Below are 22,818 nucleotides of genomic sequence, written 5' to 3' on the forward strand. Positions count from 1 at the left end.
ACCACGACAAGCACAATAAGACAAGGTGGGTCTCGATCTAGCCGTCACCCCGGGCCTCATTCAAGTTGACATAGCCATACGGTGTCCTAGAAGTACCTGATGACCTCAAGTTGGCAGCCTTGGGGATCGCAGCGGCGTTCTACAACTACGCGATCAACGGCGGGCAGAACATCGTCTCAACATCTGTGGGCAGTTACCGCATTCAAACGATTGGCGCAGTGCGAGGAACTGGCACTGGTGGACCTAACCCAGCTATGAATACGGCTGAAGCGAACTATCTGATCATCGATAGCTACGCCATGCAGAGGGTGTGATGCTGGGGCTTCTTCATACAGCCACTACCTCACGAGCGCAGAAGATAGGCACCAACGGTCGTCAGAGCTACGTAACGAAGCTCAAGTCCGTCAGCTGTCTCTTTATGCCTATGAGTCGAACCTCAGCCGTACAGAACGGCTACGACGTTGGTAAAGCATGGGATGTCTACTTCGACGACGGAACTGACGTGCAGGTAAACGATCGACTCTCGTTCAACGGTGAGAACTACATCGTCAAAGGACGTCAGGTGTTTTCAAGCTTCCCCGCTGTGAGCCACATCCAGGTCACAGCTGTCACGGAGAACGCTCATGCCTAAAGGAATCACCTACTCGATCGTTGCGAATGCTACTGATGTCGAGACCGCACTGGGCGAGTTAGCAGCTCTGTTTCCTCGTTACGTAAATGCGTGGCTGATTGAAGCAGCGAACATGACCAAGGGCGAAATGAAGTCAAAGGTCAACCAGGGTGTGGGCGCATCAATGGGGCAGGGAATCGCCAACAACATCGACATCGAGTACAACACCGCTACGCAGTCAGCCGTAGTGGCTCCGAACAAGAGTGTCGCGTCTTACGCCCTCCCTTTGGAGACAGGATCTGCACCTCACCGACCGCCTTCTGGTCCCGACTCGTCACTCGCGCAGTGGTGTGAAATGAAGGGTCTCAACGTGTTTGCCGTTGCAGCCACAATTGCTCGGGACGGTACGAAGCCTCATCCATTCGTAGCGCCGACCTTTCGAGTTGTCGAAGGTCCGATCAAGGCACTCTTCTCTAACGGTGTGGCGATGTTCCTTGATATGAGGGGAGCGCTATGACGACTGACACCAGAGGTTTGAACAGGCGTATCAAAGACGCTCTCGTCACCATCTTGTCGTCTCTGCAATACGACGCCGGCAGTGGAGCTGAAGACGCCTTCGTTGATGTCGTCGACAACACTCGAGACGCATTCGAAGGTTCACCAATCGCGCGAGTCTTACCTGACGGGTTCGCTAGTACGCCTGGCTCAAACTCTCAGAACGATCACACGCCAAAGTTCGATGTGATCGTGAGTTGGCCATTGGAAGATCCTTCCGACGTTGAAAGTGCTCTCTATGACCAGCTGTACGACATCACTGACTTGATCGTAAACAAAGTCGAACACGATGACTGGGTGGACGAGCTAACTCAGATCGATCCCAATATTCAAAACTGGATCATGGATATAGGTAAAGTCTCTTGGCGAATAGCGTCTGGTAAATCAGGAGCATTACTCCTATTGGAAATCGTAATAGGCATTACATATTCACAAGATCTATAGGACGTGTTAAATTGAGATTATGACCGATAAGCCACAAGAGAACATAGAAGAGCAATCAAAGAATGAGATTGCTAAGAATGTTGTCACGGCTAAACGGCGCTACTTCTTACCTCATCACGGTGTATCCATTGAAGCGGAAACTCCAGAAGAGGCGGTGGCGGAATACAACAAAACTATAAGTGAAAAGGCAGGTGAGTAATGGGTAACCCTTTTATCGGACGTAAAGACTCTGTGGGGGTTGGCATTGAAGCAGTTCCCGGAACTACCGTCGCCCCTCAAGCTTGGCAACGTCACCTAGCGCTTTCTCTAGACCCGAACACAACCGTCATTCAGAACACGAGCGCAATGGGGCGAGTTGAAGAGGTCAACGACTCTGCTGTAACTGAGCAGTGGGTTGATGGAACGATCAACGGCAAAGTCACCTCGAACACCATTGGTTACTTCATGCTTAACATGCTTGGCATTGTCACTCCGACTCTTCACTCTGGAGAGACAGCTGTCTGGGACAACCTCTTCACGATTGACCAAGGCAACGTTCCGCCAAGCCTTACGTTTGCTCGATCCAACCCAGTGATCGCTCGGCGCTTTGGGCTCGGAACTCAGTCTGATATTGAGTTCAGTTACAAGCAGAACGACTGGGCTCAGTTCACGAGTACGGTCATGGCTAAAGCTGGGCAGACAAGCTCAGAGACTGTCGCGTTTATCGCCAATGAACCTGAATTTACTTCTAAGCACGTCACAGTCAAACTTGCTGCCAATGTGGCTGGTCTATCCGCTGCGTCAGCACTTCAGCTCAAGAGCCTCAAGTTCAAGATCTCTCGTAAAGCCGATCGCTTCACTCCTATGGGTGCAATCGACCCTGTCTCTTTCGACAACGAGGACTACTCCGTTACAGGTAGCTTCGTCCTTCGATACACAGATCACACTCTCGAAGACCTTGGCATGCTCAACACAACCCAAGCTTTGAGCATCGACCTCACAAACAGTGACGTCACAATTGGTACTGCGGCACACCCTCAGCTGACTTTCACAATGCCGCAGGTTCGCCTTGCGCCGATCAGTTTAGATGACCCGCTCAAACAGGCACTCAGCCAGACCATCAACTTCTCATGTGAACTCAACTCCACCCTTGGTTACTTGATTCAAGGCAAGTTGGTGAACACGCAGAACGGCTACGCACATGCCTAGGAACCTCGCCATAACGAAACGAGTGTCCCTTGCTGATATCGCTGATGGCTGGACCGATGAGGCATTCGCGCTCATTCGACCTGCTACTTACGGCGATCGCATCGAGCTAACTGAATTCACTGACTCCGCTCCATCCAGAGCTGCTCAGTTGAAGTATCAACTCGACTTCACAAAGGCGCGAGTCGTCAGTGGAAAGGTATTCGTTCTCGATGACAAAGGTCAGTTAGTACTTGATGACTATCAGCCAGGAGACCTAGATGCAAGCAATGAACTTAACGACAAGCTTTACCTTGAGATCAATGGAATCACCCTGGACCCAAAAGATTTGAAGACAGAGACGGAAACGTCACCGATCATCGAGCCTTCGACCAAGCCTTAGTTCTCTACGAACAATACGAAGATGTAATTGTTAATCGTGACTCAACTGCTGCTAGTCAAGCTGTCTTAGAGGATATTAGATTTCTTCGTTATCGAGAGAGAATGCATCTCTCCTATTGGGATGCTCTTCAAGAACCTAGCGAAGTAATTGAGCACGCCCTAATCATATGGGAATTAGATAGTCAACATGTTAAATTGAAAGAGAAGAGCAACTAAATAACTTAATACGGATATCTAAGTAGTGGCAGCAAATGAAAACATAATTAGCATTCTCATTGCGGCAAAAGATGAAGCCTCTGCTGTCATTGCCTCCGCTGCTGCAAAGTCCAAAGCCGCTACTGCTGAACTCAATGCATCGAGTACAGAAACTAGCTCAGTATCGAGCGGGCTAAACGACGTACTCGGCAAGACCGCTTTAGTCGCAGGCGTCGCCGCTGTCGCCATCGGAGTCGTCGCGGTCAAAGCGGCAGGCGACTACCAAGCAGCTCTCACCCGTCTTGTCACCTCAGCCGGTGAGACTGAAAGCAATCTCAAGCTCATAAGCAGCGGCATTCTTGATGTCGCCAATTCAACAGGTACGTCGACCACACAGCTCACCGATGCGATGTACACCATCGAGTCAGCCGGTCAACACGGGGCAGACGGTCTTCTTGTTCTAAAAGCAGCCGCTCAGGGTGCGAAGGAAGAGAACGCCAGCGTCGAGACAGTCGCGGACGCTGTCAGCTCGGCGCTTCAGGACTATCACCTCAAAGCTACTGACGCGGCTCAGGTCACGAGCACGTTCGTATCAGCCATCTCTCAAGGTAAGACGACCTTCGAAGCCTTTGCTGGCTCTCTTAGTTCTGTCCTTCCTATAGCCAGTGCTGCTCACGTGAGTCTCGTCGATATCTCTGCAGCAATCGCGAGCATGACTGTTCACGGAATGTCAGCAGACCAAGCGACCCAGGACTTAGCTCACTCAATAGGCAAGATGCAGAGCCCAACGCAGCAGATGACGAACTACTTGGCTCAGCTAGGCATTACAAGTTCTGAGCTCTCTACTGACCTCGGCTCTAAGGGCATTACGGGCACGCTTCAGCTCATCAGCGACACCATCATGCAAAAGATGGGTCCATCCGGCAAAGTCCTCATCGACTCAATGAATCAAAGCAAGATCGCCGTCTCCGATGCGAAAACCATGATCGCCTCGATGCCTCCGAGTCTTCAGAAGCTCGCTCAAAACTTCTTCGACGGAAAGGTCACAGTTGCCGACTATCGCAAGGAGATGAAAGAGCTTCCAGTTGACCAAGCGAACCTTCTGGCTCAGTTCTCTGCGCTGACGGATCGAGCACACGGTTTCAACTCTCTCCTCAAGAGTGGCTCACCTGAGGCAAAGACCTACGCCGCTTCTTTATACGCTGCGACCGGTGATGCGACGACTCTCAACACTGCACTGATGCTCACGGGGGAGAACACCGACTACGTAAACAACGCGGTCAAGGCAGTGAGCGCTGCGACTGTCGACGCAAGCGGTAACGTCCGTGGCTGGTCAGAAGTCCAGAACAACTTCAACCAGAAGATGTCACAGGCTGGTGAGGTCTTTCAGACAGACGCGATCAAGCTCGGCACCGTTCTTCTTCCCGCACTTACAAGTGTCGTTGGCGGCTTCCTCGCGGTGAACAACGCGGTTCAAAGCTTTACGTCTGAGCACTCCAGAGCCCTCCAGGTGGCTCTTACGACTTTGGGAGTAGCGCTGGGCACATTTGCAATTGGAAACCTCGTCAGCGGCATCTACGGCTTCATTACGGCGGGTGGAATCGCGACAACTGTGACGCGAGCATGGGCAGCTGCACTTGCACTCCTGAGTGACATAAACCCTGTCGTTCTCGGGCTCACGATCCTCGCAGGCGCAGTGACCGCATTCAGCATGTCAACGAGTTCTTCTAAGACGACCAGCGACAGCTTTTCAAACGCTCTCAAGAATCAGAAGGATGCCCAAGAAGCGTTGACCAATGCCACAAACGCAGCGAAGACCGCGCAGGACGAACTCGCTCATGCCCAGCTACAGCAACAGCAAAACTCCCTGAACGTCGAGCTTGACCAGAAGGCGCTCAACGATGCCATCAAGCAATACGGCGCTAACTCTATAGAAGCGCGACAAGCGACGTTGAATTTGAAACTCGACCAGCTCGCTCTCAAAGATTCCAATGATGCTCTCGCGAAATCAGTTGAAAACGCGACTCAGAAGTTAACCGATCAGAAGGTAGCTCAGAACGACGCCTTCACTACTACCAACACTCTCAACGCCTCAGTAGATAAACAGGCAGAGAGCTACAACAACCTGACGACCGCACTCGGCAATACAAAGACGGCGCTTCAGAACGTGTCTGGCGGAAGCAACCCAGTCACCGGCACTACCAAGCAAGCGATTCCTGGCTTGAAGCTCCCTGGTCAGAAATTCGCTACCGGTACGAACTATGCGCCTGGTGGAACTGCGCTCGTTGGTGAGCAAGGACCTGAGATCGTCAACTTGCCCAGGGGTTCACAGGTAAAGACAGCGAGTCAAACGAGAAAAGCGTTGGGAGGTGGTGCATCGATAACCATCGCCAACCTCAACATCAATAACCAGATGGATGAGCAGAAGTTCCTAGCCAAGCTCGGCTGGAGGCTTTCACTTCAATGATCGTCACCATAAACGGCTTCGTCATTAACGACTCCACGAACGCCAATTCGGTCTATTTAGATGAGCCGCTGAGCGGTCTAAGCATGCCACCTATTCGCACGAGCCAAGGCACCTATAGCGGCAGAGACGGGGGATACGTCGGCTCACAGTTCTATGCGATGCGTCTGATCACGATGACGGGCTTCATCTTCTCTGCCAATGTCGCAGCGGTCGAGACAGCACGCCGTGCGTTTGAAGCAGCTGTCTCATCCGGTGGTCCATTCCCCGTCAACATCACTACGAATGCGGGTAACCAATACGTCGTCTTGTGTTACCTCGACGGTTTGGACATTCCAATCCAGAGGGCTCCGAATAGGGCGCCGTTTATCCTTACTCTGATCGCCACTGATCCAACGATCTTCGACAACTCAGCGGGTGGAATTCAAACCGCGACTATTGCTCCTGCTGTCGGTGGTGGTGTGGCAATGCCCTTCATCTGGACACCTCTTATCTGGACTCCTGGCGCATCTCCAACGACGGTAACGAACCCCGGCAATGTTCTAGCTTTCCCGACGATCACATTGAACAACGCCATGACTAACCCGACGATTCTCAATGTCACCACTGGGCAGTTCATTACCTTCAACGGTCTAACGACTTCCGCCGGCGACCAGCTAGTGATCGACATGAAGAACCGAACCGTCCTTCTTAATGGTGGCTCGATCCTTACTTACGTCTCTACGACGAGTAGTTGGTGGGGATTAGTCGTCGGAGCCAACTCGATCAAACTGACCACGACAAACGGAGCTGACACAGTCACCGGTACGTTCACGTGGAGAACTGGCTACCGAGGTATCTAATGGATCTCGGCGAAGCACGACTTTATGAAATCGAAGTCTGGAGCCAGGCTGGTCAGAGAATCGCTGACATCAGTGCGCTCTGTTTTAGTCGGTCGTACACCTTGCTCCGAAACGACGCTGAGCTTCTTACCTTCTCGGTAGATCTGAACAAGTTCGAGAGGTACTGTCTCGACAATCTGGGCGGCATGGATCCGCACGTACTTCTCAATCCCGATGTCAGCGACATCAAGATAAAGAGAGCTGGTCAGTACCTATTCGGCACGCAAGTAGTCGATGTGAACTTCAACGACGCGACCGATGCTTCAACTGCAGGCGCGGCTGGCAGCCAGCAACTCGACATCGTGACGATCACTTGTACCGGATACCTGAACCTAACGAAGGATCGCTATGTCACGAAGAGCTATGCGGGCGTCGAACGCACCTCGATCGCGAATGATCTCCTAGCCAGCACTCAAGGACAGCCAAATGGGAGTCTCGGCATCACGAGTTATTCAATTCAATTCGCTACTGGCGTCGTCTCCGACCGTGGCTACGTCCTCGATAATGTGAAGCTCAAACTTCAAGAGTTGTGCGCCCTCACTGACGCTCCATTCGACATGGGTTTCGATTCATTTAAAGTCTTCTACACCTACGCCCAGATTGGCGCTCGTCGTCAAGACATCAATCTGATTTGGGGTGGACCGCTGGGAAACGTCTCAGCCTTCTCGCTCGATCGAAGCGCCATCAACCTCTTTAACAAGATCTACGGTCTCGGTTCTGGATTTGGCGACGCCCAACTAACGAGCACCCAGATGGATCTGATCAGCCAAGCCAACTACTACATCAGGGAGCAGATACAACAGTTCAGCAGCGTCGACCTGCAACCGACTCTTGATCAAGACACCTCCACAGTTCTGTCACTTGCAAAAGACATGCTCGAGTTGCCTGTTGTCACCATCACGACCAAAGAGGTGCCAGTGGACGCCTCGGGTATCTCTCACTTCTTCAGCGTTGGTGATCGCATCCCACTAAGAGTGCTGAACCACACTTGGCTAGCAAACATCAACGGTCTCTACCGCATCGAACAGATAGACGTCTCGATCGACGAGAACGATTTCGAGACCATCAAGCTGACCTTCGACAACTACCAGGTGAATCAAAGTGAATAGCCGACTTGACCGGCAGACCCCCAACATTCCGCTTCAGATGATCACCGATCTAGGCACTGACATCGCCGCGCTCAAAGCCTCGAATCAAATACTTGGTCCCGATAGCGTTCTAGTTCAACGCGTCGTAAGCGCTAGCAACTGGGATATAAACGGCGACAGCGTTGCTCCTTACGTGGTGCAGCAGTACCAAGTTGTCTTTACACCGACGACCATGAAGAACCCATTTGCAACGTTCTCGTACTCCACCTCTATAACGAGCAGCACTGGCTACGAAATCCTCTACTACTGGCCAGATCCGACTAACACGAGCTCTACCTCGCGCTCGTGGACCTTCACTATTGCCAATGACTCAAACACGGTCAATCTCTTCGCCAAGTTCATCCTCAAGTGCGTTGATACTGGCACGTTCACGGTGACCAAGTTATGAGCGCACGCACGAACAACTTGCCTGAGAATCAGTTGGTTCAGACTGTGGCTGGCATGCGTGAGGATGTGGACACGATCAAGACGGCGCAGCGCATCGGAGCGCTCAACCTACAGACCTGCTTGAACCAGTCGGCGAACGCGTCAGATAAGACTGTAGCCATCGCATCAGCGGCAACCGCGACGATCACGATCACCTTCACTTCAGCCGTTCAACAGAACGCAATTGCGGCTCTCGCTTTCAAGATCTACGCGGGCAGTCTCTCTAACGAGGTGCACCCTGACATGACTTCATCAACCCAATGGCCGTCGCCGGCCGTGACGCTGATGCCTCCGTCTTCAAGCTCGCCGTACGTGACTATCTGGACGATGAAGCTATTCGGCATCTACGGTTCGACCACAACGTTCCTTCTGAAGTTCGCAGTCCAGTCCACTGATGCGGGAAGTATTACCGCCGTATGAGTCGTGTAAGAGACCTAGAGATCATTGAGAGCCTGCAGTCGATACGCACTGACGTTGACAATCTGAAGTCAGCACAGCACATCGGTGGGGATAGCCTGCTTAGCCATCTCATATCAAGTCAGAGTCAGAACGACTACTCATTCCCACTCACCAACGGAACGAACAAAAACTTTCTTCTCACTTTCACCCCGAGCAATAGCAAGTTCGCAGCCATCGTCGACCTGTTCTTCTTCTATTCAATCGGGCAGCCAGACGTGATGACGTATGCGGTTCCGCCTTGGAATAACGGAGCCGCTGTTTACTACCAGATTCAGAAGTTGATCCCGACAAGTTCAGCGAGCCAGTGGTATCTGACGTTCAACAACGGCGACACGATGACAACCACTTGGACGGTCTACCTCAAATTCATCTTCAGCTCGACTGATAGCGGAGCCTGGTCAATAGCTCCCGCATAAATAGGCTAGTAAGAAAATGCCTCATGTTTTATATTGAGGACAGAAAGCAAAACTTAATACGAGAACCATGAATGTCAAAGCTTGTTGCGAACTATGGAGGCGGTGCATCTGATGAATACGGCACCTTTGCCGTGTTCAACAGATTCCTATCTGGTGACGTAGTAGAAGGCTTCACGGTCGTTCCAAACGGAACACCGAACATGACCGTCAAAGTCAGCCCGGGTTCTGGTCGAATCACTACTGGCGCATATCCGAGTAGCTACGGTTACCTCGTCAATCACGACACCACTGGTGGCGAGTCAGTCACCATCTCAACCGCAGCTGCATCAGCTCGCATCGACTTCATAGTTGCCTATATCGACAAGGGCGTAGTTGGAGCGACTTCTCCGGTCAATAACGCAAATGGCGTCTTGAAGTTCGCAGCCGTAGCTGGCACACCAAGTGGCTCACCTGTTGTGCCGACTGCATCACAGATTCAATCTGCAATCGGCGCAGCCAACCCTTATATCGTCCTTGCTCAGATTGCTGTTGCGGCGACTGTGACGACGATCACTGCGCCGAACATCACGGACGTGAGAGTACTGGTCTACCCAACGAACGGGTCGACATTGGGCTATGCCCAAATCACGTCAAACTTCACGCAGACAGCCGGGGGAGTCACCGCAGTAACGGGGCTCAGTGTCACAGTCAACGTGCCTGCTGGCAAACGCCTAAAGCTCACTGCCTTTAGTGGTGCGCTGTATTACCCAGGTGGAAACAGTGCAGTCGTCACTATGAGCCTCTGGGAAGGTACTCCAGGATCAGGGACACATTTTGCTGACGCCAACATGTTCGGCACGAACGCCAGCTCTCAATCACCGGGTACAGCGATCGCCATCATCACCCCGTCTGCTGGTGCTCACACCTACAACGTGGGTCTTCAAACGAGCAACATCACGAATGCCAGCGCAGGCATCGGAGCTGCTGCGACTTCGCCCGCATTCATCTTGGTGGAGAACATCTAGATGCAGGAGCACGCACCTACACCCGACCATGACCTATTGATTCAGGTGAATACAAACGTCATCAATCTGACGACAAGCTTGCAGGCATATACGACTCAAACCAGCGGTCAGATGCAAGATCACGAATCGCGACTTCGAGTAGAAGAAGCACTCAGTCAACAGACCATGGGTGCCCAGAAGAGCATCCGAAACTTGATCTCTCTCATATCGATCATCGGCGTGATCTTCGACATCGCACTCGGCATCTTCGTAATGGTGAAGCACTGATGAGCTACGTACAGATCAGGATTCCAAACCCACTTGTGCCTTGCATCCCAGGTTGGTGCCTCAAGTACGTTCAGGACGTTTTCAGTATCGGGGCGCTCTATCCATCGGCGTCTGCTGCTTGGAACGCTAGCCAGTACAAACATGCTGATCAGAACTTTCCTGAAGGATGCGCCGTAGCAGTTTGGTTCTCGATCCCTAGCGTTCCTGAAGGTCATGTAGCAGTGCGTATGCCAGACGGAACCATTTATTCATCTAGCAGCCCGACATCAACGTCCCCTACTCACCACGCGTCACTGAGTGCTCTTATTCAGTACTACGGCGGACTCAACCTGACCTATCTCGGGTGGACAGAAGATGTCGAGGACACATTAGTAATTCAAAAGGAGGACACAAACGCGATGAACGAAGAAGCAGCTAAAGACCTATGGAGAGGACTTCTATTTCGAGAACCCGACGACGACCAAGTGTGGCGCCCATGGCTAGGTAAGCCAGCTGATCAAGGGATGCGATCCTTCATGGACTCAGTCGAGTGGCAAGTGAAACGCGACCAGATCGCGAACTACCCTGCTCTATCTACCAAGGTCGCAGATCTCACTACCCAGCTCACCGACGCGAACGCGATCATCGCAACTCTGCAATCGCAGCCAGTTGTGGTAGCTGCTCCAGTGACACTGGAGCCTGAAATTGAGACACCAACTGTGACGACTGCTCCAGCTGCGGCTGTGACGCCAGAGGTGGCGCTTCCCGAGATCACCCCGGCATCACCACCAGTCGCTATTTACTCAGCGGTCAAGCTGCCGTTCTGGCAACAACTAATTAACTGGTTCAAACCATAAAGGAGAACACATGACACCATCTACAAATCTTTCGCCAAACAGGACATCACTCGTTAAAGGAGTTCGTACTGCGGTCTTCGCTGTTATCGGAACAGCTGCAGGGCTTGTCGTCGCCGTATGGGGCGTTCCAGGTGTGCCCGAAGTAGTGGTCAATTACTTGCAAACGAATGCGGTGCAACTACTCATAACTATCGGTTTGCCATCAGGCTTAGTCTCATGGCTATGGAATGCGTACGAAGCTCGACGAGTAAATAAGACGTCCTAGGCGCATTCTCGTGAGCTCTCAGCAATTCTGTGAGCAAATCTGACTCATTACACACACAAGCCTCTAACTCGCGTTAGGGGCTTTTATATTGAGACTCAATGTTTAGACTTAGCGCATGGCTAAGAAAGTAGTGACAACAACAACACTCGAAGATGATCTTGATGGCGGGACTGCCGACGAGACTGTCGTATTCGCAATTGACGGCACTGAGTATGAAATCGATCTGAGCAAGGCGAATGCTAAAGAGCTTCGTGACTCGATCCTGAAGTTCTCTAACAAGGCGCGCCCGATTAAGCGCGGTCGCCGTACCTCGACAGCCACTGTTCGCAATAGTGCTGAAGACCTCGCCGCTATTCGGACTTGGGCTCGCGCAAATGGTCACGAAGTATCTGACCGTGGACGTATCGCTCAGCCGATTCAGGATGCTTATCACGCTAGTAAGTAACTAGTTCAACGAAGAGAAGGGGCACGGCAAACAGCCGCGCCCCTTCTCTATTTTATGAAGCTTTTTTCCCTCGAATCATGGCCACATTGGTTCCCAGATCTTTTTGAACGCTTCTGTCGCCATGATCATGTCATCGTCGAGCGAGCGCAATACATATTTCAGATCGCTTGTGATTTCATCGAGTTCGGTCCCAGTTACGTGCGAGTGTCTCGCCGCGTCTAAAGCCTTGCGCGCATTGTGATAGTTCTGCTCAATGAAGGGGAAGTGATCATCAATGATTTGCTCGATCGAATCAATTAGTGTTAACAGCTCTGGGTTATCTTCGGATTGTCTACCCCACATCGTCCCACTCCTTCATCCCGATTGGCGGACGCTTACCCGCACCACTCTCAGGTGCCCTTCGCGAAACCATTTCAGCTTCAACGTCACCAATTGCTCGCCCATATCTCTCTTGTGACAGCTGACGTGCACGACCTGCAAACCCCGACGATGGCTGCGGTGGACGGGTCTTCATGGTGACGGGTGCCATTACGCCGGATGAAGTTGCAAGTTGAGCAACCGCTTCATATTGTCGAATGCGCATGAAGTCGTTCTCGTCGAGGTCGCGGAATTCCGACTTCCAGGTTCGCGCCTCCTTTGAACTCGATTGAAAGATCACGCGTGAGCGAGCATTGTTGATCACGGCATTGCGAAGTTCAGGTGTGATGTCCTCTAGATACTGAGTACCCATAACGACGCCAAGCTTGTGCTTGCGAGCCCGGTTCAACATGTCGTCTAGCCCAAGTGGCAGCTTGGTCATCACCTGAAACTCGTCTAGATACAAGAAGTTCGGCTTCTCTGGTGTCATCGTCTGCGCGGCGGTCCAGATCGCGTTCACCAAGAGTGTGCCCAATATGCCGGCTGTGTCAGACGGGAGCCCGCTCAAGCTAATGAGAAGGATCTTGTTATCGGCTAGTACCTCTTTCATCTGAAATGACGAAACCGATTGTCCGATTATGTTCCGAGCCTCAGGGCGACTTACGAGCTGCCAGATTCTGTTTAGAAGCGGCTGAGTGTAACGATCCCGTTCACCTTGGGAGAAGTTCTGCCATCGCTGCCAGAAGTTACGCAGCTCCTTGTCTTTGACTGATCGAATCAAGTCGTCAGACCAAGCGATTTCAGTCTTCGTCTGAGGATTTAGGAGGGGCATGAGGTCGACAAACGTCATCCCCTTTCGCTCCGCGAGGGTGTAGAGACCATGGAACAACAGCTGCTTTGTCCAGACGCCAGACGTATCTTGATACATGCTGGCAAAGAGGTCTTTGATCTGGTCCGCCACAATTCGCGGGTTGCCCTGGTCGAGGATGTTTATGCCGACCGGGTTTGTTAGATCTTCGGCGACGTTGACGATGATCACGTCGTCCATTCGATTCGCTGGAACGTAACTAAGCGCCCGGCTGAACATGCTCTCGCTGGATACGCTGTTACTGGCGTCCACAACTATTGCACCGTAGCCGTTCGCCACGTCTTGAGCAAAGCTATTTGCCATCAAGACTGTCTTGCCCGTGCCTGTCTTTCCTCCGACGTACATATGTTGAATCGCATACGTGTAGTCGAGCGCAATTGCACGTTCATGACCGGGATAGTTGCTGTCACCAAGAATGCGACCCACGCGGGGCACATCCTCCGTGGCAAAGAGATGCCTCGTTGATCCAGCGGGAAGTCCAGTTACGAATGGTCGTCCTATTGGCCATGCCAGGATCGCTTTCAGCTCACTGATTCCGAACTGAGCTGTAAACGTCAGCGGGGTCTCGGCGTTGTTGACTTGATCAGACCCTTTCTTCTTATCACCGCCCCGAGTGACAAAGCGGTTGGAGTGGCTGTGCGCTCCAGCAAGCGACTTAGTAATTCGGTAAGCGAGGTTCTTCGCTGTCTTCTCGTCTTTGGCGACGGTAGCGATCCTGCCTAAGGCGATGAAGTTGTGTTCGCTGAGTTTCGTACGACGGTCTTCAATCTCATCGTTCTGGGCAAGCTGCTTACCCGTGAGTGCTTGAGTCACGTGAAAGTCGTGCGTTACTGGTGCGCTCTGTTTGGACGGTAGCTGTTCATGCTTCGCTGGGCTCACGATCCACTGAGTCAGTATCGTCTCGTCCTCGCCAAGTGCCTGCACGCTCGCAAGCAGGCTTGCAGATAGATCTTTGGCGTTAGTGATGCGCAGCGTCCTAGATGGTCTCGCCATCCCAACCTCAAGGACGTAGTTCCACTCAAGCGTCGGTCGCTCCGTGTCTTCGGCAACAGTCAGACCAGGTATCTGGGTGCGCAACTGATTCGCGATGTACTCCGCTTCATTACGGGGCACCAGCATTCGGTGGACTATGCCGCGGGAGTTTGCCCAGGTCTCGAAGACGATTGTCTCAGCGCCTTTGGACCAGCTCCCGGGACGGAGCACTCCACTTATAGAGGTGAGCCAAGCCCCCATTCGCGCTTCATCTAAGTCAGTCGGGGGAGTAAGTAGGTATGGCTTGAGTTTATGGTCAATTTCAATTTGGCTATGACGTCTCACGAAAAGAACTCCCGGTATGAGTGGAGCAAGAAGTACGACTGGTATGAGGAGCCACAGCATTTGCAATCACTGTGACATGAATGAGCTTTTATTAAAAGATGCTCATCGGTAGCGGTTGGACTTGGTTGCGATGCGGTAGACCATCCAAGCGATGAGAGTCACTACCAATATCGAGACGGCGATGGCGATCTGTGCGTAGTACTGGGCTAGCGCCTGCCCGATGACGGTGATCGCGACTACAGCGACCACCATCACCAGGAGGAACTCCCAGAGCTTCTTGACCACTAGACGATGCCTCGGCGTTCTAGCTCTGCACTCACGATGCGGTCGACAACTTCATCTCTGATCAAGCGATCTTTCACTGTCTTCTTAGTGAGTCGGTCGAGCTTGGCTTGGCGATCATCCTCAAGGATCTGCACGAGAAACTTTCGGAGCCAGACATGCCAGAAGGCAGCTCCGCAAACGCTCCCAATAAGGAAAGCGAAAACAGTGACGGTTACGATCGTCATCTTTCGACTCCGTTACCGGGGGCTTCGTGCTCATCGACAATGGCGTACGCGTCAAGGCTGTTCACGCGCGTCTTCTTCGTCCGGCGTTTGTCGAGGATCTGGCTTTGCCCAATCCACAACCCGGACGTACTGATTCACAAGAAACACACGAATGGATAGAAGAAACAGCGCTGGCAAAATGTCGTAGAAGAGAAGGAAGTGAAGCATCAGGCGACCTCGCCTTCGCCGAACTTCTCAAGAATCTCGCGCGCAACATTCTGTAGATCGATTTGATCTTGGTAGTCCTGGAGCACCATACGTCGGATTTGTTCTTTCCGCTGTCGTCGATTGGACTTGACGAGGCGCTTGCCCATCCAGATCCAAAACGCGATGAAAGCGATGACGCCAAAGATCGCAATGAGCATGATGAGTAGATCGCCTGCGGGTGTTTCTTGGTTCCAGTTCATTTCACTATTCCGTTTCTGTTTGGTAGTAGCTGGGCAGTAGTGGGGGCTAGTTAGCCCAGAGACCGTCTCGTTCGAAGACCTCGGTCTCTTCGATTTGTTCAGTCGTGCCGGTGATATTTCCGAATTGATCGCGATGTGTCACGACCACCCGAAAGCGTCGATGTTGCTCGTGCACGTCGACTTGTTTATGCGGGAAGTTCGCGTAGTCCCTCAGCACTTCCAATCCCGCGCTGATGTCCTCGGGTGGTTTGGATTTGCTTGTTATCTTTTTCGGCACTTGGTTGACTGCCTCTCTTGCTCACGGGCTCAGTGCTTGAAACGGGTGTGTATCGGCGCCTTTCGCCAATCGTTTTGTCCAGAGACTCAACGACTGCCGGCTGCGTCACTTTGAAGACTTCTGCCCTGTTCATCAGTGCCTCTCATTTAGCTACCGCCGTTTAGTGGGGCGTGAATGAGACGCTAATGCAATTTGCATGACAAAGCAACATGTCAGATTGACGCCCCTATAATTACAGGTAGAATTGTCAGAGTCGTCAACGAGGGGATAGAAATGCCGCTATCGGATACAAAGGTCAAGGCACGAGCAGAGATGCTGCGCAAATGGTCTCAGTACGCCTATGACGATGAGGTGACAGCGCCGATAGATCGGGTCCCAGCCGAATACGTCACCGTTTTCGAGCTAGATCAGGTTGACGGAATGGAAGGCGCTTCCCCCGAAGAGTTCCAGTCAATGTTCCTCAGCTTGTTGGGGGAAGCGATTGAGATCGCGCCAAAGAACCGGTTCATTCAGGCATACGTGAACTCGATCGATGGCGACGGAGCGACCCTCACTGATCGGCGTCAATCTTTTCTCGCCGAGCGCGGTGATATGAGCCACAGAACTCTCATTAGGCATGAGCAGTTGGGCGCTGAGCTACTAGCGCAATACTTCGACGACGTTTTGGCTGATCAGGTGGATTCCATCTCCGAAGAGGAAGAAGACGGCGTAGAAATTGATCTTCAGGTCATCCGTAAAAGGCTTAAGAAGCTTGAAGAGCAACATGAAGTTGATGTTGCAAGCATTGACCAAATATTGGAAGCTCTGGTGGCGTACAAGCCCGATAGCAAACCTATTGACCTCTTCTTCGGCTTACGCTCCCGGGTAGGGGAGATGCGTAGGCAGGCTACGCCCTCCACTCAATCCGAACGTCAGACGGATTAAAGATCCATTGTTTATAGCGAGACCTCGGAGCATGGGGATCGCGACGCAGTACAACAACTCGATCAACGACGAGCGCGACGAGCTGCCTCCTCCATTCAAGATCTCCAGCGTCCCAAGCTTCACGAAGAGTGACGCCGAGCGGAATGCTTGAGAGCACGCTGTGTCGAGAAATAGAACTGATCTGGTTGTCTAGTTCATCAAGGCGCGACTGAGCTTGCGTCTTAGCCGAAGAGTATTCAACGAAGTCCAAGTCGCCTCGCGAATAAAGCGTGAGCACCTCTTGTAGACGAATGCCTTGGGATCGCCGCTCGTTTAGTAGAACCCGAAGTCGGGGAGCTTCACCCTCACCTGCGTCGATAAGCTTCGCTAGTTCGTCTGTTTCAAGTCGATATAGGACTGACTCGATAACAAGGTCGTCTAGGGGCGCCACAGCGCGGCGGACTCCACCGCAACCGATCTTGCCGCGTTCTTCATCGTCACTGCGACAACCAAAGGACGGAATATAAATACCTTTCATATCGCGGTGACCACTGTAGATATTGAGTTCATTTCCGCAGAGTCCGCAAAAAGCAAAACCTTTCAGTAGATACCGTCGTCCAGGACCGCGCTGGGTGTGAAGAGATCGGCTTACTTCAATAGCTGTCTGTAGCTGCGACCAAGTCTCTCTATCAATGATTGCCTCCCACTGTGCTTCGTACTGAGCAAGCCCGTTGTGATCAAGCAAACCAGTGTTGCGTGGGCGAATGGTTACGTTCCGAACCTTTACTGCGTTCCACATCTTGCCGTGGGTTGTCTTCACCCCACGTTCGTTCAAGATGCGTCCAATGGTCCGCCATGAGTCTCCGGCTATAAATCGCTCCGTCATCTCGCGAACGATTGCCGCTTCAGATTCTCGAACGACCATTGCTCCGTCGTCCCAGCCAAACGGACGTTGCCCACCTCTATATAGACCTGACTGGGCGGCTTGAAGCTTGGCTCGTTGAAGCTTCTCTGTGTTAGTGCGAACGAAGCTCTCAGCAATAACTCCTGATAGCTGAGCGAACGTGATGCCTTGAGAAGTGGACAAGTCAATGTCGCCAGCCTTGACGGTAATAGTCTTCGTACCCGCTTTTTCTACGACGTCCGTATAGTCCAGTAGGTCACGAAGCCGACGGTGCAATCGGTCGGTGTGATAAGCGATGACTGTGTCAATCTCGCCTGACTGGATCATTCTCAGAAGTTCCATGTACCCAGGTCGTTTCTTGCCGCTGTATGCGCTTATGTCGTTGTCGACGAGCACGCGAACGACTTCCAGTCCCATCTGCTTAGCCAGAACGCGGCAGTCGTCTTCCTGACGCTCCACACCAAGTCCAGCGCCTACGCGGTCCCTGCTAATTCGAACGTAAATAGCCGCTCTATTCGGGCGGTCCTTGTTCTCAATAGTTGGTTTGATCTGGGATTTCATGCGGGTGGTTTCGCCCATGACTATGCGCCTCTTCATGGAGGTTGTCAATATCCTCCGATGAGGCACCCGAGTTCGCCGTGAGTGTGCTCGACGCGCTTCGGCAGCCCCTCGAGTCGGGGGTGATCAGCATTCATCGAGCGAACGCAGTCGCACGGTTCCCCGGTAGCTTTCAGCTTGTGCTGGCGGCGAACCCGTGCCCCTGCGGCCAATACGGTGCCGCAGAATCGAAGTGCACCTGCTCGCCGAACACTCGACGGCGCTATCTCGCGAGGTTGTCGGGCCCGCTGCTCGACCGCATCGACATTCAGGTTCAGGTTCGGCGCGTCACCGCAGTCGAGCTGCGGCTCGGCGATACCGAGCCCCGACTGACGACCGTCGAGGCGAGGCGAACCGTGGAGTTGGCACGCGAGCGCATGGCGCGGCGTCTCGAGGGCACGGGGTGGACGCTGAACAGCCAGGTTCCCGGCGAGTGGTTGCGCAGCGGGCCCGAGCGCCTGCCGCACTCGTTCACCGCAGTGCTCGATCGTGCTCTCGAGCGCGGCGGCATCACCATGCGCGGCTACGACCGCATTCTGCGCGTCGCATGGACCCTCGCCGATCTCGACGGCGCCGACCAGCCCAGCCCGGAGCACGTGGGGCGGGCCCTCTACCTCAGAAAGTCGATGTCAGCATGAGCATTTTTTCGTTGGACGAGAAGTTGGTGATCGAGGCGGTGCTCGGCGTGAGCGGCGTCGGGGCGCCGAGGGGAGCGGGTGCCGCGGCCGGGGCTGTGAACGTAAGTGCGGGTGCGGGTGCGGGTGCTGCCGAGGTCGAAGCCGAGGCCGAAGCGCGGCCCGAGATCGACACGGTGGCACTTGCGGAGCGATTCGCGCGCGCCACGTGGAGCGGGCTCGCCGAACCCGGTGACGTGACGGCGGGAGCCCTTGTCGGGGCCCTCGGGGCAAGCGTCGGCCTCACTCTGCTGGTCGAGCGGGCATCACCCAGGGCCGTTCTCGAACGGGTGATCGCGGGCGGCGATGAGACAACTGGTGGTGGGGGAATCGGTGGTGAGGCCGACGAGTTGACAGAGAAGGCCCTCACTCAGGCAATAGAACGATGGATGCCCCGCCTGGCGGCGAACTCGGCGCTCACCTCGCTTCGTCTCGCCCACCACTCTGGCGCGCGACTGCTCACCCCCGACGACGACCTGTGGCCGTCGTCGCTGGCCGACCTCGGTGGGCACGAGCCGCTCGCACTCTGGGTGCGCGGCCCTGCCTCAGCCATCGCTGGCATCGAACACTCCGTCGCGCTGGTGGGCGCCCGCGCGGCCACCGGATACGGGGAGCACATGGCCATGGAACTGTCTGCCGGGCTCAGCGATCGCGGCTGGGGCATTGTGTCAGGTGCCGCCTACGGAATCGACGGAATGGCCCATCGCGCGGCGCTCGCCAGTTCGGGGTTGACCGTGGCTTTTCTGGCGGGAGGGGTAGACCGGTTCTATCCGAGTGGGCACGATTCGTTGCTCAAACGCATCAGTGAGGTGGGGCTTGTCGTCTCCGAGTTGCCGTGCGGGTCGCCTCCGACAAAGTGGCGGTTTCTGCAGCGCAACCGGCTCATCGCTGCCGTTTCGCAGGCAACGGTGGTGGTCGAGGCTGGCAGGCGCAGCGGTTCGCTGAACACCGCCGCCCATGCCAACGAACTCAACCGTCCCCTCGGCGCTGTGCCGGGGCCGGTGACGTCGATGTCGTCGGCGGGCTGCCATCGTCTGCTTCGTGACTATGCAGCGGTCTGTGTCACATCTGCTGACGACGTGGTGGGCATGGTGGGCATGTTCCAGGGCGCTGAACCCGATGACACGGCCGACAGCGATCGCCCGAGCGCCGAGCAACTGCGGGTTCTGGATGCCCTCAGTAAGAAGTTGGCGCGCCCCACCGACGATGTGGCTCGCCGCGCCGGTCTCAGTGTCTCGCGGGTGCAGTCGGTTCTCGGAGGGCTGCAACTCGAAGGCAGCGTGCTCGAAGACGTCGGGGGTTGGCGCGCCGCTGGGGGCAGGCGGATGCCGGTCTGAAAGCCACGGTCTGAAAGCCACGGTCTGAGACCTGATGTCGGCGCCTGCTGCGAAGATGAAGGCATGCCAGAGAACGACACTCCCACTCACGTCATTGCGCACCTCAGCGACACCCACTTCGTGGCGGCCAGCGCGAAGCTGTACGGCCGGGTCGACACCGACGCCACGCTCAAGCGAGCACTTTCGCAGCTCGAGGGGTCGGGCATCCGGTTCGACGCTCTGGTTTTCACGGGAGACATCACCGATCTCGGGGAGACTGACGCGTACGTGCGTATTCGAGAGATCGTCGAGCCTGCCGCTGAACGGATGGGAGCAGAGCTGGTCTGGGTGATGGGCAACCATGACAGCCGGGCCCGCATGCGCACCGACCTGCTCGGCGAAGCGGTGAGCAGCGAACCGGCAAGCAGCGCACCGGTCGACCGGGTGTTCTGGTTCGGTGGGTTGCGATTGATCGCGCTCGACACGTCGGTTCCGGGGTTCCACCACGGCGAACTGACCCTGCAGCAGCTCGACTGGCTGGCAGAGACGCTCGCGGTCGCGGCACCAGAGGGAACGCTGATCGCTCTGCATCATCCACCGATCCCCACGTCGCTGCCGCTGATGCCGATTCTCGAGCTTCAAGACCAGCCGCGGTTCGCCGACGTCATCCGTGGCACCGATGTGCGCGGAATTCTCGGCGGTCACCTGCACTACGCGACCACCTCGCTTTTCGCCGGCATACCGGTCTCGGTGGGGGCGGCCACGTGTTACACCATGGACATCACGGCCCACCCCGGCAGCCTCACCGGGGTCGGAGGCGGGCAGTCGATGAACCTGGTGCATGTGTACGAGAACCAGGTTGTGCACTCGGTGGTGCCCATCGGCGACTTCGAGACGGTGAACAACTTTCCCGACGAGCTCGTGGCCGAGATCCAAGCGCTCGGCCCCGCGGAGCAGCGGGAGGCATTCTCTCGCCACACCTCGCCGACAGCCTGACGAAACGGATGCTGAGCGGCATGCTTGACGGGTGAACCTCGAACGCGTGATGAGCGACTACTTGTTGCACCTCGAGTTCGAGCGTGCCTACTCGGCCAACACCATCCGTTCGTACCGGTCTGACCTGGCCAATCTGCGAGCCTTCGCCGAGCAGCGTGCAGCAGCCGAGGCGCGCTCGGAAGCCAAACCGCAACCGGAACTCGAGATCACGCTCGAACTGTTGCGTGATTGGCTATGGGCGGCGTCGAACCAGGGGCTCTCGAAAGCGACCTTGGCCAGGCGCTCTGCAACGGTCAAAAGTTTCTCTGCGTGGCTGTCGCGAACCCATCAGCAGGCGATCGACCCGGCTGCACGCCTGCGTGCGCCCCGACCAGACCGTTCGCTGCCCCGCGTGCTGAGCCGTGCATCGATGCAGTCGATCTTCGACCGGCTCGAAGATCGTGCGTCAGAGGGCGAAGAACTCGCCCAGCGTGACCTGGTCATCGTCGAGCTGCTCTATGCGTCGGCGCTGCGCGTCTCCGAACTCGTGGGAATCGATGTCGACGATCTCGATCTCGACCGACGCACGGTACTCGTGACAGGAAAGGGTTCGAAGCAGCGGGTCGTTCCGTTCGGGGGGCCGGCGGGGGAGGCGCTCGTGCAGTACTTGCACCGCGGTCGCCCGGCCCTTCTCGAGCGATCCGCCGTTCCGGCTGCGAAGGGGGCGCTGTTGCTGAACCAGCGCGGTGCCCGGCTCGGCACTCGTGCGGTCTACACGCTTGTGTCGGGGTTGCTGCGTGAGCTTCCGGGGTCTGGCCCGGAAGGCCCGCACGCGTTCCGCCACACGGCAGCGACGCACCTGCTCGACGGCGGAGCAGACTTGCGTGCGGTACAGGAGATGCTCGGCCACGCGAGCCTCGGCACAACGCAGATCTACACCCACGTGACGACGGAACGCCTGCGGCAGAGCTACCTCGCGGCCCACCCGCGCGCCTGACCCGCGCGCCCAAGCCCCGCGCCTGACCCACTGCGCTCAAGCCCCGCGCGCCGTACCATTCGTACCCGACCCCCAGGGCCCGTCGCGGCCCGGCCGTCACCCACCGCCGAACGGCAGCAGTACTGCCCGCGGAACCGACGCGAGAACGAGCATCGGCGACACGTACTGCCCGTCGAGTCGCACGCCGTAGTGGATGCAGCTCACGGCGCAGTGCGACCAGACCGCGACCGATCCGATGGGCTGGCCGGCGACGACGGTCTGCCCCAGCGAGACGACGGCGGTGACCGGCTCGAGGCTGGAGACGAACCCGTTGCCGTGGTCGATCGAGACGACGGGCCGGTCGACCACGACCGCCGCATACGTGACGACTCCGGCCGCGGGTGCGACGACCTGTTCGTCGGGATCGGCTGCGATGTCGATTCCGCGGTGCCCTGCCGCAAATGCCGTCGGCGGCGCGGCGAACGCGCGCAGCAGCACGTGCGGCTCTGCCACCGGCCATTCTGCCCGGAAGGCAGACGCGGCTTCGCCCGGAGGGCCGATCGCGCTCACCAGCCCCACGCCAACACCCCCATCACCCGAAACCTCCGCAACACCCCCGACCCCGGGCACCAGAACACCGCCAGCCCCGCCGAGCGACCCCGCCGCGCCCGCCACCAACATCACCACAACCAGCAACCCGAGCCCATGTATTTTCATG

General features: G+C 55.4%; 29 protein-coding genes. 21 read left to right on the forward strand and 8 right to left on the reverse strand.

The window, feature by feature from the left end:
• The first annotated feature begins 424 nt into the window (after nt 1–424).
• From QN358_RS13365 to QN358_RS13440, 16 genes are all read left to right on the forward strand, one after another.
• Nucleotides 425–631 (forward strand): hypothetical protein, encoded by a 207-nt coding sequence (locus QN358_RS13365; RefSeq protein WP_323512671.1) that lies wholly within the window; start codon nt 425–427, stop codon nt 629–631.
• Nucleotides 624–1,127, forward strand: a complete 504-nt coding sequence (locus QN358_RS13370; RefSeq protein ID WP_323512672.1) for a hypothetical protein — start codon at nt 624–626, stop codon at nt 1,125–1,127. The genes QN358_RS13365 and QN358_RS13370 overlap by 8 nt, the downstream gene beginning before the upstream one ends.
• The gene (locus tag QN358_RS13375) at nt 1,124–1,609 is read left to right on the forward strand and encodes a hypothetical protein (protein WP_323512673.1); all 486 of its coding nucleotides are present in this window, start codon (nt 1,124–1,126) and stop codon (nt 1,607–1,609) included. The genes QN358_RS13370 and QN358_RS13375 overlap by 4 nt, the downstream gene beginning before the upstream one ends.
• Nucleotides 1,610–1,628: 19 nt before the next feature.
• Nucleotides 1,629–1,808: a hypothetical protein gene (locus QN358_RS13380; protein ID WP_323512674.1), complete on the forward strand. Its 180-nt coding sequence runs from the start codon at nt 1,629–1,631 to the stop codon at nt 1,806–1,808.
• A complete protein-coding gene (locus QN358_RS13385; protein ID WP_323512675.1) occupies nt 1,808–2,797 on the forward strand; it encodes a phage tail tube protein in 990 nt (329 codons plus the stop codon). Before QN358_RS13380 ends, QN358_RS13385 begins: the two co-directional genes overlap by 1 nt.
• A gap of 22 nt (nt 2,798–2,819) precedes the next feature.
• On the forward strand, nt 2,820–3,176 hold the full coding sequence (locus QN358_RS13390) for a hypothetical protein (RefSeq protein ID WP_323512676.1): 357 nt from the start codon (nt 2,820–2,822) through the stop codon (nt 3,174–3,176).
• Between the two features lie 240 nt (nt 3,177–3,416).
• A complete protein-coding gene (locus tag QN358_RS13395; RefSeq protein WP_323512677.1) occupies nt 3,417–5,837 on the forward strand; it encodes a phage tail tape measure protein in 2,421 nt (806 codons plus the stop codon).
• Complete coding sequence (locus QN358_RS13400; protein WP_323512678.1) at nt 5,834–6,676, forward strand: phage distal tail protein; 843 nt, start codon at nt 5,834–5,836, stop codon at nt 6,674–6,676. Before QN358_RS13395 ends, QN358_RS13400 begins: the two co-directional genes overlap by 4 nt.
• Nucleotides 6,676–7,824: a hypothetical protein gene (locus tag QN358_RS13405; protein WP_323512679.1), complete on the forward strand. Its 1,149-nt coding sequence runs from the start codon at nt 6,676–6,678 to the stop codon at nt 7,822–7,824. Before QN358_RS13400 ends, QN358_RS13405 begins: the two co-directional genes overlap by 1 nt.
• Entirely contained in the window at nt 7,817–8,251 is a 435-nt protein-coding gene (locus QN358_RS13410) for a hypothetical protein (protein WP_323512680.1), read from the forward strand. The genes QN358_RS13405 and QN358_RS13410 overlap by 8 nt, the downstream gene beginning before the upstream one ends.
• Nucleotides 8,248–8,709: a hypothetical protein gene (locus QN358_RS13415; RefSeq protein ID WP_323512681.1), complete on the forward strand. Its 462-nt coding sequence runs from the start codon at nt 8,248–8,250 to the stop codon at nt 8,707–8,709. Before QN358_RS13410 ends, QN358_RS13415 begins: the two co-directional genes overlap by 4 nt.
• A complete protein-coding gene (locus tag QN358_RS13420; protein WP_323512682.1) occupies nt 8,706–9,164 on the forward strand; it encodes a hypothetical protein in 459 nt (152 codons plus the stop codon). The genes QN358_RS13415 and QN358_RS13420 overlap by 4 nt, the downstream gene beginning before the upstream one ends.
• A 71-nt stretch (nt 9,165–9,235) precedes the next feature.
• Nucleotides 9,236–10,168 carry a hypothetical protein gene (locus QN358_RS13425; RefSeq protein ID WP_323512683.1) on the forward strand — a complete coding sequence of 311 codons (933 nt, stop codon included), beginning with the start codon at nt 9,236–9,238 and terminating at the stop codon, nt 10,166–10,168.
• Nucleotides 10,169–10,435 (forward strand): hypothetical protein, encoded by a 267-nt coding sequence (locus QN358_RS13430; RefSeq protein ID WP_323512684.1) that lies wholly within the window; start codon nt 10,169–10,171, stop codon nt 10,433–10,435.
• The gene (locus QN358_RS13435) at nt 10,435–11,271 is read left to right on the forward strand and encodes a hypothetical protein (RefSeq protein ID WP_323512685.1); all 837 of its coding nucleotides are present in this window, start codon (nt 10,435–10,437) and stop codon (nt 11,269–11,271) included. The genes QN358_RS13430 and QN358_RS13435 overlap by 1 nt, the downstream gene beginning before the upstream one ends.
• 380 nt (nt 11,272–11,651) lie before the next feature.
• A complete protein-coding gene (locus QN358_RS13440; protein WP_323512686.1) occupies nt 11,652–11,981 on the forward strand; it encodes an Lsr2 family protein in 330 nt (109 codons plus the stop codon).
• Nucleotides 11,982–12,056: 75 nt separating this feature from the next.
• Here QN358_RS13440 and QN358_RS13445 read toward each other — a convergent pair whose 3' ends face one another.
• The 6 genes from QN358_RS13445 to QN358_RS13470 all read right to left on the reverse strand — a co-directional run bounded on the left by QN358_RS13445 (nt 12,057) and on the right by QN358_RS13470 (nt 15,755).
• Nucleotides 12,057–12,323: a hypothetical protein gene (locus QN358_RS13445; RefSeq protein ID WP_323512687.1), complete on the reverse strand. Its 267-nt coding sequence runs from the start codon at nt 12,321–12,323 to the stop codon at nt 12,057–12,059.
• Entirely contained in the window at nt 12,313–14,325 is a 2,013-nt protein-coding gene (locus QN358_RS13450) for a type IV secretory system conjugative DNA transfer family protein (RefSeq protein ID WP_323512688.1), read from the reverse strand. The genes QN358_RS13445 and QN358_RS13450 overlap by 11 nt, the downstream gene beginning before the upstream one ends.
• Nucleotides 14,326–14,625: 300 nt before the next feature.
• A complete protein-coding gene (locus tag QN358_RS13455) occupies nt 14,626–14,808 on the reverse strand; it encodes a hypothetical protein (protein ID WP_323512689.1) in 183 nt (60 codons plus the stop codon).
• Nucleotides 14,808–15,032: a hypothetical protein gene (locus tag QN358_RS13460; RefSeq protein ID WP_323512690.1), complete on the reverse strand. Its 225-nt coding sequence runs from the start codon at nt 15,030–15,032 to the stop codon at nt 14,808–14,810. The genes QN358_RS13455 and QN358_RS13460 overlap by 1 nt, the downstream gene beginning before the upstream one ends.
• Nucleotides 15,033–15,238: 206 nt before the next feature.
• Nucleotides 15,239–15,478, reverse strand: a complete 240-nt coding sequence (locus QN358_RS13465; protein ID WP_323512691.1) for a hypothetical protein — start codon at nt 15,476–15,478, stop codon at nt 15,239–15,241.
• Between the two features lie 46 nt (nt 15,479–15,524).
• Complete coding sequence (locus QN358_RS13470; RefSeq protein WP_323512692.1) at nt 15,525–15,755, reverse strand: hypothetical protein; 231 nt, start codon at nt 15,753–15,755, stop codon at nt 15,525–15,527.
• 273 nt (nt 15,756–16,028) lie between these two features.
• On the opposite strand from QN358_RS13470, the gene QN358_RS13475 reads away from it, so the two are divergent.
• Nucleotides 16,029–16,679: a hypothetical protein gene (locus QN358_RS13475; RefSeq protein ID WP_323512693.1), complete on the forward strand. Its 651-nt coding sequence runs from the start codon at nt 16,029–16,031 to the stop codon at nt 16,677–16,679.
• Here the strand turns inward: QN358_RS13475 and QN358_RS13480 are convergent.
• Entirely contained in the window at nt 16,642–18,141 is a 1,500-nt protein-coding gene (locus QN358_RS13480) for a recombinase family protein (RefSeq protein ID WP_323512694.1), read from the reverse strand. The genes QN358_RS13475 and QN358_RS13480 overlap by 38 nt on opposite strands.
• A gap of 23 nt (nt 18,142–18,164) precedes the next feature.
• On the opposite strand from QN358_RS13480, the gene QN358_RS13485 reads away from it, so the two are divergent.
• From QN358_RS13485 to QN358_RS13500, 4 genes are all read left to right on the forward strand, one after another.
• Nucleotides 18,165–18,797 (forward strand): ATP-binding protein, encoded by a 633-nt coding sequence (locus QN358_RS13485; protein WP_323512695.1) that lies wholly within the window; start codon nt 18,165–18,167, stop codon nt 18,795–18,797.
• Nucleotides 18,794–20,170, forward strand: a complete 1,377-nt coding sequence (gene dprA / locus QN358_RS13490; RefSeq protein ID WP_323512696.1) for a DNA-processing protein DprA — start codon at nt 18,794–18,796, stop codon at nt 20,168–20,170. The genes QN358_RS13485 and dprA overlap by 4 nt, the downstream gene beginning before the upstream one ends.
• Before the next feature lie 63 nt (nt 20,171–20,233).
• The gene (locus QN358_RS13495) at nt 20,234–21,145 is read left to right on the forward strand and encodes a phosphodiesterase (RefSeq protein ID WP_323512697.1); all 912 of its coding nucleotides are present in this window, start codon (nt 20,234–20,236) and stop codon (nt 21,143–21,145) included.
• Between the two features lie 31 nt (nt 21,146–21,176).
• A complete protein-coding gene (locus QN358_RS13500; RefSeq protein ID WP_323512698.1) occupies nt 21,177–22,121 on the forward strand; it encodes a tyrosine-type recombinase/integrase in 945 nt (314 codons plus the stop codon).
• Between the two features lie 96 nt (nt 22,122–22,217).
• Here the strand turns inward: QN358_RS13500 and QN358_RS13505 are convergent, their stop codons facing one another.
• Nucleotides 22,218–22,817 (reverse strand): M23 family metallopeptidase, encoded by a 600-nt coding sequence (locus tag QN358_RS13505; protein WP_323512699.1) that lies wholly within the window; start codon nt 22,815–22,817, stop codon nt 22,218–22,220.
• Between the last annotated feature and the right edge of the window lies 1 nt (nt 22,818).

This window comes from Subtercola sp. RTI3, from assembly GCF_035018625.1.
Lineage (GTDB): Bacteria > Actinomycetota > Actinomycetes > Actinomycetales > Microbacteriaceae > Subtercola > Subtercola vilae.